The sequence below is a fragment of the Leptospira bouyouniensis genome (genome assembly GCF_004769525.1).
Taxonomy (GTDB): domain Bacteria; phylum Spirochaetota; class Leptospiria; order Leptospirales; family Leptospiraceae; genus Leptospira_A; species Leptospira_A bouyouniensis.
This window is the reverse complement of record NZ_RQFT01000003.1, coordinates 725,853-739,647: the sequence shown is the minus strand read 5'-3', so window position 1 is coordinate 739,647 and position 13,795 is coordinate 725,853. Positions and strand designations below refer to the sequence as shown.

Genomic DNA, 13,795 nt, shown 5'->3' with positions numbered 1-13,795 from the left:
TGTTTAGATTTTTCCTACCAAGTCAAGACCAGGTTTTAATGTTGTGTTTCCTGGTTTCCACTTTGCAGGGCATACTTCTCCGTCGTTGTTAGCAACGTATTGAGCTGCTTGTACTTTCCTTACTAACTCTTCTGCGGACCTTCCAATTCCTAGATCATGGATTTCAGCGGTTTTGATCACACCGTCTGGGTTAACGACAAAAGTACCTCGCAAAGCTTGGCCATCATCTTCAATCATCACTCCAAATCCTCTTGTGATTTTTCCGGAAGCATCACCAAGCATTGGGAATTTAATTTTTTTAATCGTATCACTTGCTTCATGCCACGCTTTGTGAACGAAGTGTGTGTCTGTAGAAACGGAATACACTTCTACACCCATCTTTTGGAGTTCCTCATAATGATCTGCAACATCGCCAAGTTCTGTAGGGCAAACAAAGGTAAAGTCTGCAGGGTAAAAAACGAAAACAGACCACTTTCCGAGTACGTCTTTTTTGCTGATTTTTTTAAAAGCACCGTTGTGGAAAGCTTCTGTTGTGAAGTCTGGAATTTGTGTGTTGATATTGGACATTGAATATCCTCCTTTTCTTGTTAAGAAGAATATAGCCCATTTCGGATCATTTGTAAAATAAATGCTATAAATGATATGATTTATAAAAGCTATTACTGTGATTTGGTCGTTTAATCTTGTCCGATGGATACTCCTATCACTTTATATTTTTCTTTTTTATGGTATTCTTTTGGAATTACACTAAGAATCAAATTTGTGAGTTTATTTAAGATTTTTGTTTTATAAAATCCTTTTTTGTAAACCAAACTGATTTCCCGAGCAGGTTCTGGAGATTGGAAAGGTACAATTCTGTCTGAGACTTTATCAACGGCGAGTTTAGGCAGTAATGTCACTCCGATGCCCATATCCACCATCCGTTTTAAGGTTTCAACACTTCCACTTTCTATTTTTGCCAACGCATTTCGATTGCAGATTTTTAAAGATTGGTGACGAAAACAATGTTCTTCGCCGAGTACGAGTAATGGATACTTTTCAATATGTTTCATCGAAACAGTAGTAGACTTTTCTTTTGTTTCTTTTGGATAATAAACCACAAATGGTTCATAATACAAAGCTAACTCAACAACATTTGAAATTTTGAGTGGAGTGGCAAGAATTCCCAGATCAATTTCTTCTGACTCTAATTTATCTATGATTGTTAGAGTTGGAAGTTCCGAAATCCGAAAGTTTACTTTCGGAAATTCAGTTTGTAATTTTTTATAGATCGATGGAATCAAATAATTACTTACTGTCGGAATGATGCCTAATGATATGTTACCAGCAGGTTCATCTTTCCATTGACCCGCAATTTCAAATAATTTGTCAGCTTCTTTCAGAGTTGATTTTGCTTGTTCTACTACTTCTTTTCCAAGTTTTGTGGTAATGATTGGATTTTTTCTGCGATCAAATAAATCAAATCCTAGTTCTTGTTCCACTTTTTGAATTTGAAGGCTAAGTGTTGGCTGAGCAACTAAGCAATGTTCGGCGGCTTTTGCAAAACTTTTAAATTGATCTAAAGCAACTATGTAACGGAGCTGAGTAATTGTCATAAATTATCCTTAAAAAACTGATCCCTCTGCGACTTGAATCTAAATTCAACTTGCTTTCCCTTCTAAGTTCAATATCATTAGCGGATAGCGATGAGAATTCTCTCATTTTTTTTCTTCATTTTTTTCTCTACGATCTACTCCCTCGTAGCCGAACCTGTATCGATCAGCGCAAGTACCGTTGTTTCCCTCTCTGAAAATTGGACGTTCACAACAAATGGTGTCACGCGACCCATTTTCGTTGGAAAAGGACTATCCTTACAAGGGATACAACCTCCTGTCGAAGGGTATTATGAAACCAATTTTATTTACAAACCAAGTAACAAACCACTCGGTATTTATTTAGACAGGGTCCAAGAAGTAGATCGATTCATTATCAATGGAATCCCACTTGGTCAAACGGGTAGCATTTCACAAGACGGAACTTATTTACCAAATTGGTATTACAAACGTCTTTACTTTATCCCAAACCATGTATTAAAGGAAAATGCAAGTAATCAACTTCGAATTGAAATTCATTTCCGGAATCAAACGTTCCAAGGAGGATTATTTCGAAGAATTCCCATTATAGGAAATTATGATAAACTACACGAACAAATTCTGAAAGAAGATGGTCGAGACTTTTGTTTTATCATGTTATTTTTTGGAATTGGTGCGTATCAAATTTTTTCTATCATCTTAAAACGCCAAGCAAAAACCAATTTTTATCTTCTAATGTCAACATTAATATTTGTTACATGGAGACTCCCACTTTTAAACATTAGTTACACTTATACCGATTTTTCTTTTTTCTTCTGGTTAAAAGTATTTTTTACATCTCAAACCTTATTGCCGGTATCTATTTTTTTATTTAGTTATTCTCTTTTCCAAAACAAACTTTATCTAAAAGAAAGATTATTGGTAATTTTTTTAATATCAATTGCTTTAATTCAAACCTTTAATATCGAACTACCAAATAGGATTTTCTTACTTAGAATTTGGGAATTTACTTTATTGTTTGTAGTATTCTTTATTTTAAGAGCTGTAGTTCGAGCTGCACGTGCAAAAAAAACAGAAGCTTATTTTTTATCAATTGGCTTCGTTTGTATCTGTTTGGGTGCCACCTTTGATATTATCATCGATGTCACGTCTGGGAAAAACATTTATCTAACACAGTATGGATTTTTGATCCTTATGATCCTTTCTGGTGTTGCTATTTCGTATCGAAATGCTAAAAACGAAACCGAGCTTTCGATACTTACTAAAGATTTGGAAATTCGAGTCCGCGAACGAACATTAGAACTTAGAGAAAAAAATGAAGACTTAGAACAAGACTTGTTATTTGCTTCCCAACTTCAAAGTTATTTATTACCCAAGAATCATCCAAATACAAAAGGAATCAGAATCCATACCACTTACCTACCAATGAGGCAAGTGGGTGGAGATTTGTATGACTGGGTTGAATTAGATGATCATCGTTTGATTTTACTGATAGCTGATGTGGCGGGTCATGGTGTACCTGCTGCATTTGTTTCATCGATGGTAAAAGTGCAGTTTCGAGAATCAACAAAAACAATCCACTCACCAAAACTCATTTTGGAACATATGAACCAAGCACTCACATCCCTTGTGAGCCGATATTTCATCACCGCCTGCTGTGCATTAGTTGACACAAGCGAAAATACAATCATTTTTTCAACGGCTGGCCACCCAAATCCGATCATTTATAACAAAATCCGAAAAGGTTTTGAATTTATGAGGATCAAAGGTCCTATCATTGGTTGGAAAGAGTCGTTTACCTTTACTGAATGGAAACACCCAATACAGAAAGGAGATCGATATTTCTTTTTTACGGATGGAGTTACCGAAGCTCGAGCAGAAAATAAATTATTTGGTGAAGGCAAAATTCTTGATTTATTAGAGAAAGGTAAAGACAAAGACATCAAATCGTTATCACAAGAGATTGTAGTGCAAATCACCAAATATTCTGATGCAGAATTAAAAGATGATGTAACCTTTTTCTTTGTAGATATAATTTAAATGATCAAATGGAATCAGCTCCTTATTCAGTATTAATTATCGAAGATGAATACCCTGCACGCATGCTTATGATGGATTATGTCATGAATTGTCCTGAGCTAAAACTTGCAGGCATTGCTGAAAGTGGTGATAAAGCAAATACCCTTTTAAATGAGAAAAAATTCGATTTAGTATTTATGGATATTAACTTACCCGTTTTAAATGGCATGGATATCCTAAGGTCAAACCATTCTAAATCAACTTTTTTTATCATCACCACAGCTTACAGTGAACATGCGGTAGAAGCTTTTGATTTGGACGCAACTGACTATCTTTTAAAACCATTTTCATTTGAAAGATTTAGAAAATCAGTCGAAAAAGCACTTAGATTTTTGCAAGAATCCAAACAAAATTCCCCAAACGATATCCAAACCCAAATCCATTTGAAAATCCAATCAGATTCTGCTGTTTTTTTATTACCATACCCCGATATTCAATTTATTTCTGCAAATAACAAAAGTTGTGTGATTCATACTACCCAAAAAGATTACGAAACACCAAAATTACTTAAAGAAATTGAAGAAAAATTGCCTACAAACCAATTTATAAGAATCCACAAAGGGTTTTTAGTGAACTTAAGTTATGTGGCAAGCCTTCGATATGATAAAGGTGGTTCTTACACCATACAATTAAAGAATGAGGATGAAACGACTCTTCCCGTGGGTAGATCCTACGCACAGTCTTTAAAAGAAGCCTTAAAACTATAATTTTCCCACTTCACTCCCGAATATGTAGCGTTCATTCCCAATCCAGTAGGGAATAAAGAATCTGCAAAATAAACCATTGACGATACCAAAACTTCTGCGAAACAGATAATCACGGAGTTAACTTGTGAAAAAAAATGTTTCTTTGATTTTATTGTTCGTATTATCGATGTTTGTTTCAAATTGTGCTTCTTCCTCAGTTGGGATTGCTACAAGTAACAAACCGATCCCAAATACTCCTTACGAAACAATTAAAACTGTAGATAAAACCTTTACGTGGTATGCTTTCGATATTGTACTTTTTGGTGTTCCGATTTCACAACCACCAGTTGCAGATTTATATGAGAAAGTTTTAGAAGAAGAATCCGGAGATGCACTCGTAAATATTCGATACTGGAATGATAAGTCAATTTTTGGACCCATCACACGGTATCGTTTTAATATTAAAGGTGATTTGGTGAAATTCCAAAACTCTCAAACGCAAACAAAATCAAAAAAGTAATTTGAGAAATTAGTCATGATTTTAAACAAAATTACATTGGTTTGTATTTCTCTGGGTACACTCAGCTTGTTTAGTTGTATCGGTTCGCATGTGCCAAAAGAAATTCATTTATATGATTCAGCTACTGTCGTTAGGTCAACGGATTATAAAATTTTAGGAAAAGGAACAGGTCAAGATTCTGCTTTTTACCTTTTAGGTATGTTCCCTGTTACAAAAGCACCTAACGTAGAACTTGCTATGAGTCAGATTCTTGAAAAATTCCCTACTGGTAAAACACTTATCAATATAAAAATACAACGAGAAGACAAAGCATATTTTCCTCTAGGTTTGGTCACAGTTGTAAATGTTACAGCTGATGTCGTTGGACAACAGGAAGAGCTTAACCAAACGCCTCAAAAGGAAAATAAATGAAGTCAAGTTTTGGAATTATCTTATTTTCCTTCGTTTTACTTTTAAATTGTGGATCTGGTGTGGACCGAGTTGATACAAATGATGCTCAAAGCCAAATCTACGCAGCAGCAAAATTTGCTTCAGAAAAATGTGGCAATCCTCTTCCTAATCCACCATTACTCGTCGTAAACAAACCAATCCAAAGAAACTTAGATCTTTGCACAATTGCAATCACACGTACAGAATGTCCGTTTTTAGGTTACCCTCTTGTATGCACACTCATTTATCTCGAAGAAGAAACGGGAGATATCCCTTGGTATTTAAACTTCAATGAAATCAGCAAAGTTCAAATTAAATAAATCGATTGTTTTCGGGATTCTGTTACTCATTACCGGGTTTCCTGTTTTTGCTGTAAGTATCAGAGCAAAACTGATTAATCCGAAAAAAGAAATTGCCGAAAAAAACTTATCAGTGCTTATTTTTGAAACGAAAAAATTTGCACAGACTGATGCGGAAGGGAATGTTATACTCGAATTTCCTTCTCCAGGTGATTACACCTTACGTTTGCTACGTGAGACTGGCATACAAGAAATCAAAATTTCTGTCGGTAGTGATGATGAATCAAGAACCATCTACACTGAAAAAATATCATCTACACCGAAGGTAGGAATTGTTGTAGAAGGGGAAAGGGAAAAAACTGTCGCATCCAGAACAAAGGTTCGTTACGAAGAGATCAAACGGATGCCAGGAACATTTGGAGAAGCGCTGAGAGCATTAGAAACCTTACCTGGTGTAATTCCCAATATTGGTTTTGGTGGTGGTGCCAATGGAATTATTGTTCGTGGTGCCAATCCGAATGCAAATACATACTTATACGATGACTTACCGATCCTTTATCCTTTCCATTTGGATGGACTAACTTCAGTCATACATAACGATTTAATCAAATCAATTGATTTGTACTCCGGTGCATATCCAGCTAATTTTAATAATGCGACTGGTGGTATTATCGAAATTGAAACGGTTGATTCGGTTCAAAAAACGAAAGGAGCTTTCCAAGTATCTCTATGGAATACAACTGCATATGCAGCAACACCAACATCTGGTGGTAAAGGATATTTGGCTATTGCTGGAAAACTTGGATATTTAGATAAAACTTTGGGTGCCAGTGGATTATTACCAGAAGGAATTCGACTACCAAGGTATAATGATTCCCAAATCAAATATGTTCACAACTTCACACCCGAACACCAAGTTTCCTTTTATAACTTAACGGCCCAAGATAACTTTGCAATCAATGTTCCCAATAAACCTGCAAACGATCCAACTTCATCACAACTTGCGTTGCTCGGTGGTGCAAAAGCTAGTTTTGGTCAAAGTTTTAGAACCACGGCTCTCCGATACACTTGGATTCCTGGTGATAAGTTTCAAAATCGAATCACTCTCATTAACTTTGATCCAATTGGTGAATATAATGTTGGTGTAGGAACCATCCAAGGAAAACAATACCAACGCGGAAGTTATGTAGGTGTGAGGCAAGATGCTTATTGGACCGCAACCAAATTTTTAAAAGTAGATTTTGGTACAGAGGTTCGTCGGTTTTCATTCCGGGATTATGGAACAGAAGTTGCTTTGAGGGATCCTACCAATCCATCTCCAAACCCATATAATTCAGCTAATCCTGATTTTGTGGGAAGACCAATTAGCATTCAAGGTAATTCACCATATTACAATGCATATACGACATTACATTTTAAATTCGGTAACTTTTTATTCGAGCCAGGAGCTAGGTACGACTACGTTCAAGTCACCGGAAATGGTGCCTTAACTCCAAGAGCAACTGCTTCGTATACCTTACCTGATGTTGGGAAAGGAATGACGATTTATGGTAGTGGTGGAGATGTTTCCCGTTTTCCACTCACAACAAATTTTAATTCAGAAACGGGAAACCCTGACTTAAGATTTGAGCGAGCAAGGAAAGTAAGTGCGGGGATTGATCAAAAAATTGACCAAGTTTGGCAAGTAAAAGCAGAATTTTTTAAAAATGAATTCACGGATACGATCATCGATGATCCATACGTTTCAACACCAGTTGGTTTAAATCCAGACAAATCATTATGGTTAACCCAACCAATTGTTGCCAATCGACCACTCAACTATTCTAACCGAGCGACTGGTTGGTCACATGGTTACGAACTACTCATCCGAAAGAACGCAAGGCCTGGCACAAGAGATTGGTTTGGATGGATATCCTACACATGGTCTCAATCCTTTCAAAACACAAACTTATACCAAGTTTATGAAGGTGATACCACTCAAGTTGGTGGAATCGAAAGAAAAATTTTGGCTGCTTACTTTCCTAATTCAGTCGAACAATTAGCACCTTGGGATAGAACGCATGTTGCGAATGTAATTTATGGATGGAGGGTGAACGAAGGATACCAAATTGGTGGACGTTGGAGTTATTTAACGTCTGTTCCATCGAGACCAATTATCGGTGATGATGGTGGTAGATTTTCAAATCCATTAAATGGATTAACATATTGGAACCCACAATACTCGAACAATCCATATACCTCAGAATATGGATATGTCAAAAGAGGCACCGACTTTCACAGGTTAGATGTTCGTTTTGATATATTTGAAAACTATTCCTGGGGATACTTAAACTGGTATTTAGAAATTGTAAACGTATACATGAGAAAAAACAAAAATGGATATGATTTTGATAATTCAAAACCATTTTCAGCTACTAACCCAAGAGAAAACGACACATTCGGAACTCTAGAGTTACCAGGTGGAACAGTAATACCATTTTTTAACGTAGGTATGGAGGTACATTTCTAATGAAATTTTTACCTTTAATCTTATTGGTCTTTATATTCTCTTTTTGTTCAGAAGGAAAAAATTCTGAAGATTCATATAAAGATACATTACTACTTCAATACTTAGTAACACCTAATGCTCCACAAGAAACGTGCGAATCAATGATCACAAACAAAGATCTCTGTTTCCAAGCATATTACACTTCAGTAGGTGGAAGTTTTACAGCAACTAGTGCTACTGTAAAAACTCAAACATGCCAAGGTTTAATCACAAGTCCTTTGTATAAAAATATGTCTAGTATAGCGCAAACTTGCTCATTTAATTGCCAATCAAATGATTGGAAAACAAAAACAAATGTTGGCACTTGTGGACAGTTAACGTTTGCTGGTTTAATCGAAGCAAGTATAACAAGTCCTACGGCAATTGCATGTTTGAGATCTTGTTTTGCTACAACAAACAATCAGATTTCAAACGATCAAATTCCTTTGTATTTTTTATTTAATATCATTCAAGACGGAGATTAGTATGCAAGAATATGTAGAATTAGGTGAAGAGTTAGTTTTTATTGCAATGGGAATAGCAAGTGTTGTCGCCTTGGCTGTGTTTGCTGAAAGACTTATTTACTATAAAAAAACTTTAGGTAAAAAAAACGAAGACTATTTATCGGAAGTAAGGAATTCACTCCAAGAAGAACCTGAAATCCATTGGAAAACCGATGTTGGTGAAGAATCAATCTACAATCGATTCATTCAATTTGCATTAAAACAATTAAAACTAGGACGAAAAGGATTAGATGAAAGTTTAGAAGGTCAAATTTTATCTGAGAAATTGGAATTAGAAAAACGCCTACCAATCTTAAACACATTAGGTAACAATGCACCCTTCATCGGTTTGCTTGGAACAGTTCTAGGTGTTATCAAAGCATTTTACGGTTTAGGAACTCTTGGCAGTTCAGGAGCTGAGGTTGTCATGCGTTCTATCTCAACCGCCCTATTAGCGACTGCTGCAGGTCTTGCCGTTGCGATTCCTGTTGTTATGGCAAATAACTACTTTTCAAGAAAGGCAAAAGTAATACTACAGAACTTAGAGATACTCAAAAAAGAACTACTCTCTTATCAAATGAATAAGACAAAGGTATAATTATGGCTGGAGCATCAGGATCACAAGACGAAGAAATCGGAAGTATCAATATCACACCCATGGTGGATGTGATTTTAGTACTTCTCGTAATCTTTATGGTAACGGCAAACTTTCTAAAAAAAGAAAGTTTAAACATTAATTTACCAAAGGTACAAGCTGCCGATCCAAACGTAGCAGAATCGGTTCAGGTATCAATTACCAAAACAGGTGCATTACTTTTAGAAGGTAAAGATACCGATGTCACAGGTCTTGTGCGAAACCTTGAAAGGGAAGCAAGAATTAGACCTAACATGCGCTTGACGTTATCTGCAGACGAAAGTTTACCTTATGGAAAAATTACGGAGCTGATGGGAATCATCCGAAAAGCCGGAGTGACTAAAATTGCCCTCAGTGTAAAAAAATGAATCGATTCGTTGAACTAATGGTTCAATTCAAAACTTCGATCAAACAAAACAGGGAACGTGTTTTCCATATCTGTTTGATTGGAAGTTTGTTCATCCACACAGCAACCTATGCAGGATATCGCATTAGTCAACTTAGAGGCGAGGAAGTCGTAGAAGACTCAACTTTTGAAGATGTAGATGTCAGTTTCGAAGATATTCCTCCTGAGTTAATAGGAGGAACCTCCTCTCCTGCACCAATCGAAAAACAAGAATGGGTTGAAGGAAGTAACAAAGATAAGGCGGATGAACCCGATAATTCCGACATCAATCCAAATCAATTGTCAGGTAATGGAACCGATAAAGACGGGTATTTGTTTTCATTTAACGGAGATAAAATGCCAACGGCTATCATCGACTTTGATTTGAAAGAATATTTTCCCCCTCAAGCAAAAGCTGCAAACATTTTGGAAAAACAGGTGATTTTACTTGTCCAAGTGAACGAAGACGGATCTTTACAATCTGCCAAAATTGTTTCAGGGAGAGTTGGATATGGTTTTGAGGAAGCAGCGCTCAAATTAATCAAACGAGTTCGGTTTAGTCCAGGATATGTGCAAGGCCAACCCAAAAAAATGGCGCATCGATTACCAATTACCTTCTCTCTAGAAGATTAATATTTATGGGAGTTGCGATAGGCAGATTTTTAGAAAAACCTTATCTATCAATCTGCCTTCTATTTTTAATCACCTCAGTTTCTATTTCCTCATACGTTTACTCTGTTTTAAAACCAAAAGATAATTCTATTTCAGAGTATTATTTATCTGAAAACGCAGATTATTTTGTTGGCGATATCCCTGCTGATGATACTGGCAGAATTGACTTTCAAAAAATGCATAAAGTTTATTGGTTATCAACATCAGGTTGGATCAATGACGAAGAATTCAAACGCATTACAGATTCGGAATATATCTGGCTAAGATCAAAAGCCTTTTCAGAATTACAAAATGAAGAATTACATTTTTTATTGGAACACGCAGGTTTAAATATAGAAATTTATAATGAATTTGGAGATTCTATTTTTAAATACGGTGAATTTTCCGATCCAAAGTATTTGCCAAACATATTCCAATCTAAATTTTCTTGGGTAAAAATTCCTAAAGGCAAATCCGAATATTACTATTTAAGATTGTTTCATAAAAAAAGTATCTTATTCTCAATTACAATTATAGAAAACTTAATTGGCAAACAAACTGCATTATATAGAGAAATCGCATTAAAAAATCTTACCACAATCTTTTTTCATTCTTTCTTTTTGATGATAGGAATCATTTGTGCTTTGGTTTATTTTATTGAATTCAAAAAACAATATAATATACTTTTAGATTTTTCCGCTTTTTCACTTTGTTTTGGATTATTAGGTTTAACTTCGAACGAATTCATTCGATACCTATTTACGAACACTCAAACTTTATATGTTTTAACAATCATTTCCTCTAACTTTGTTTTTATTCCAATGTTATCCGGTGTCCGACGGCTATTTGGAAGTGGATCTTTTAGGATACTCGACTTTTTAATTTATATAGATGTAGTCATTTGTTCTATAACTACTATTTTGGTATTTTCTCTACCATTCACAGATGTTTCACATTCTTTTCTGATTAGTACAAGAAGCTTTTTTATATTATTTAATGTCTTCAATATTCTAGGTCCAATTTTTATCACTTATGAAGCTTGGAAAAAAGGAAACAAAGAAGCATTTGGCCACTTTATTGGATTCAGCATCACTTTATTTTTAGTCATTTTAGAAATCTTTTTAGCGATTAAGTATAATGATACTTCTCCTTCTGGAATTGTTTTTTGGGGAGTTTTGTTTGGAGTAATCTCGCAAGGGTTTGCACTAGAAAGAACTTTATTTGCAGATCGACAAAAAGCACTTCTCTACAAAGAAGATTTATTAAAAGCAGAAAAAACTCTAAAAGAAAGTCAGCTTAAAACCTTACAAACAAAAATGAACCCTCACTATTTGTTTAATTCTTTAAATACGATTCATGCTCTTCACAAAATCAAACCAGAATTGATTGGTGATGCAATCATGAGTCTAGCGAATAACTATCGTTTTATTTCGGACAGAACAGACAGGGATTGGATTCCATTTGAAGAGGAATGGAATTTTTTAGAGGATTATCTTCATCTACAGAAACTTAGATTTTATGATACGATACAAATCGATTTTAAAAAATCTGGAGATTTTTCATCCGTTGTATTACCTCCATTACTATTACAACCTATAATCGAAAATTCATTCAAACACGGCTTCCGCGGATCTTCAGAAGTCCAATTCCAGCTCTTCATACATGCTAAGATGATTAAAGACTCGGTTTTTAGTTTTGTAGTTTATGATAACGGGACAGGAATACCGGATGATTTAATTTCTGATAAACAAAAATTAATGAGTCGTTCATTAGGAAATATAAAAGAAAGATTAAGGAATTTATACTCTGAGTTTCAATTTGAGATTACAAAAAACTATCCTGAAGGTACAAGAACTGAAATTGAAATTATTTTAACTTCTAAGGTACAGATAACTTCCTAAGTTCTGTGGCGAGTGCATTTGCTGAAACTCCCCCAGGAAATGTTTTAATCGTATTCAACTTTTCATCCAAAACATATATGAAATTGGAATGGTCGATTCGATATGAATTTCCATCTCCAACCTTCTCTTTAACGATTCCAAACATTTTAGTTAATGCTTCTAAACTCTCTACATTAGGCGAAAGAGCAGTTAAATTTTTACTTGGGAAGTTTTGTACATATTTTTCTAAAGTCGAAGGTGAATCTCTTTCTGGATCTAATGTAATGAAAACAAATTGAAACTCTTTTCCTTTTTCACCTAAGATGAGAGATGCTCTTCCAAAATTAGTTAACGCCAAGGGACACATATCGGGACAATGAGAAAATCCAAAATATAATACAGATTTTTTTTCTGACCAAAATTTAGGATCTAAACTTTCGCCATTTGGTTTAACAAATCCCAATTGGTTCCAAACTTCTCGGTTGATATCTGCTTTCGATTGGCATCCATATTGAATTATATTTAATAATATCAAAAAGACAAATGTTACTTTTTTTAAACAGCTACGATCCAACCCATCCCTCCATTTTCCGCCATATGTGTTTGATGTGGATGAAACATATATCTACCTTTTTTTGTGAGTACAAACTCAATCACAACTCGCTCAGTTTGACCAATGGTGACTACATCGGAGTGTCCATCGGGAACTGTTGTTCCTAAACTACGAATGATATCAAAAGTTTGTGCATGTAGATGAAATGTCATCACAGGTTCTCTTTCCATCATATTTTGAATGTAAAATCGAACACGTTCTCCGACTGGTACTTTCATTGGATATCGATCGTATATACCTGCGATTCCATTCCAGGTATAAAAATCATTTTTCCCTTGACCCTTCGTTTCCCAACCCGAAAACGTAAGAACAAATTCATGAGCAGGTTTTCTTTTCACAGGTGGATCCACCAATAAAGCACCATACAAACCTTTGGCGGTGTGTAACATAAGAGGTGGAACATGACAATGGTAAGGGTGTAATCCTATTGGACCTGCCTCGATTTCATAAGTTCTCTCACCAAAAGCCGGGATAGGTTCCCATCCATCTTCCATTGGATCGTGAGTTCCATGAAAATGTAAGGAATGAGGATCAGGGCTAGAATTTTTTACATGAATGCGAAGTTTGTCACCTAAATTTGCTCGAAGGATTGGTCCCGGTACTACTCCATCAAAAGTCCACGCTTGGTAATTGACATTGTGTGCAATATTCACACTCAAAGGAAAAAGATTTAAGTTAAAATCTTTGACCTTATTTTTAGTATTATTGTAATTAGGTGGAAAATAGAAACGTTCAGTGTATTCTTCTTTTATGAAGAATGGTGGATGTGCCATACTTCCATAAGTATTGGTACCACGTAAACTTCCACCCGCACCAATAGAATTTTGGTAATTGTCACTGACCGTAGGACTCGTTACAATTCCAAAGTTTGCAGAAGAGGAAGATGGATCAGAAGGTCCACATATATCATTGGACTTTCTGGAATTAAATCCCATGGAACCAAAAATTGATCCCACAAAACCCATAACTCCAAATCCAATTGTTGTTAGAAAACTTTTCCGATCCATTTTGGTTACCT

At 35.4% G+C, this 13,795-nt stretch carries 15 protein-coding genes; 11 read left to right on the top strand and 4 right to left on the bottom strand.

Annotated features, from left to right (window positions below; all coding sequences use genetic code 11):
* Positions 1-3: 3 nt before the first annotated feature.
* Both ahpC and EHQ43_RS05170 read right to left on the bottom strand, forming a co-directional pair.
* Complete coding sequence (gene ahpC, locus EHQ43_RS05175; RefSeq protein ID WP_135739807.1) at positions 4-567, bottom strand: alkyl hydroperoxide reductase subunit C; 564 nt, start codon at positions 565-567, stop codon at positions 4-6.
* Positions 568-677: 110 nt separating this feature from the next.
* Entirely contained in the window at positions 678-1,595 is a 918-nt protein-coding gene (locus tag EHQ43_RS05170) for a hydrogen peroxide-inducible genes activator (protein WP_135739808.1), read from the bottom strand.
* A gap of 90 nt (positions 1,596-1,685) precedes the next feature.
* Here EHQ43_RS05170 and EHQ43_RS05165 point away from each other — a divergent pair, with 90 nt between their 5' ends.
* The 11 genes from EHQ43_RS05165 (at position 1,686) to EHQ43_RS05115 (ending at position 12,185) form a co-directional block, all read left to right on the top strand.
* Positions 1,686-3,611, top strand: coding sequence for a PP2C family protein-serine/threonine phosphatase (locus EHQ43_RS05165; protein WP_135739809.1), 1,926 nt, complete (start codon positions 1,686-1,688; stop codon positions 3,609-3,611).
* An 8-nt stretch (positions 3,612-3,619) separates the two neighbouring features.
* Positions 3,620-4,357, top strand: coding sequence for a LytR/AlgR family response regulator transcription factor (locus tag EHQ43_RS05160; RefSeq protein ID WP_135770287.1), 738 nt, complete (start codon positions 3,620-3,622; stop codon positions 4,355-4,357).
* 124 nt (positions 4,358-4,481) lie between these two features.
* Positions 4,482-4,856 (top strand): LIC20211 family lipoprotein, encoded by a 375-nt coding sequence (locus EHQ43_RS05155; RefSeq protein ID WP_135739811.1) that lies wholly within the window; start codon positions 4,482-4,484, stop codon positions 4,854-4,856.
* A 15-nt stretch (positions 4,857-4,871) separates the two neighbouring features.
* Positions 4,872-5,267, top strand: a complete 396-nt coding sequence (locus EHQ43_RS05150; RefSeq protein ID WP_135770286.1) for a hypothetical protein — start codon at positions 4,872-4,874, stop codon at positions 5,265-5,267.
* On the top strand, positions 5,264-5,605 hold the full coding sequence (locus tag EHQ43_RS05145) for a hypothetical protein (RefSeq protein WP_135739813.1): 342 nt from the start codon (positions 5,264-5,266) through the stop codon (positions 5,603-5,605). Before EHQ43_RS05150 ends, EHQ43_RS05145 begins: the two co-directional genes overlap by 4 nt.
* Complete coding sequence (locus EHQ43_RS05140; RefSeq protein ID WP_135770285.1) at positions 5,577-8,093, top strand: TonB-dependent receptor plug domain-containing protein; 2,517 nt, start codon at positions 5,577-5,579, stop codon at positions 8,091-8,093. The genes EHQ43_RS05145 and EHQ43_RS05140 overlap by 29 nt, the downstream gene beginning before the upstream one ends.
* The gene (locus EHQ43_RS05135; RefSeq protein ID WP_135739815.1) at positions 8,093-8,596 is read left to right on the top strand and encodes a hypothetical protein; all 504 of its coding nucleotides are present in this window, start codon (positions 8,093-8,095) and stop codon (positions 8,594-8,596) included. Before EHQ43_RS05140 ends, EHQ43_RS05135 begins: the two co-directional genes overlap by 1 nt.
* Position 8,597: 1 nt before the next feature.
* On the top strand, positions 8,598-9,212 hold the full coding sequence (locus tag EHQ43_RS05130; protein ID WP_135739816.1) for a MotA/TolQ/ExbB proton channel family protein: 615 nt from the start codon (positions 8,598-8,600) through the stop codon (positions 9,210-9,212).
* A 2-nt stretch (positions 9,213-9,214) separates the two neighbouring features.
* A complete protein-coding gene (locus EHQ43_RS05125) occupies positions 9,215-9,616 on the top strand; it encodes an ExbD/TolR family protein (protein ID WP_135739817.1) in 402 nt (133 codons plus the stop codon).
* The gene (locus EHQ43_RS05120) at positions 9,613-10,266 is read left to right on the top strand and encodes an energy transducer TonB (RefSeq protein WP_135739818.1); all 654 of its coding nucleotides are present in this window, start codon (positions 9,613-9,615) and stop codon (positions 10,264-10,266) included. Before EHQ43_RS05125 ends, EHQ43_RS05120 begins: the two co-directional genes overlap by 4 nt.
* A gap of 5 nt (positions 10,267-10,271) precedes the next feature.
* Complete coding sequence (locus tag EHQ43_RS05115; protein ID WP_135770284.1) at positions 10,272-12,185, top strand: sensor histidine kinase; 1,914 nt, start codon at positions 10,272-10,274, stop codon at positions 12,183-12,185.
* Here the strand turns inward: EHQ43_RS05115 and EHQ43_RS05110 are convergent.
* Positions 12,163-12,738: an SCO family protein gene (locus EHQ43_RS05110; protein WP_135739820.1), complete on the bottom strand. Its 576-nt coding sequence runs from the start codon at positions 12,736-12,738 to the stop codon at positions 12,163-12,165. The genes EHQ43_RS05115 and EHQ43_RS05110 overlap by 23 nt on opposite strands.
* Positions 12,720-13,784: a multicopper oxidase domain-containing protein gene (locus EHQ43_RS05105; protein ID WP_135770283.1), complete on the bottom strand. Its 1,065-nt coding sequence runs from the start codon at positions 13,782-13,784 to the stop codon at positions 12,720-12,722. Before EHQ43_RS05105 ends, EHQ43_RS05110 begins: the two co-directional genes overlap by 19 nt.
* Positions 13,785-13,795 lie beyond the last annotated feature (11 nt).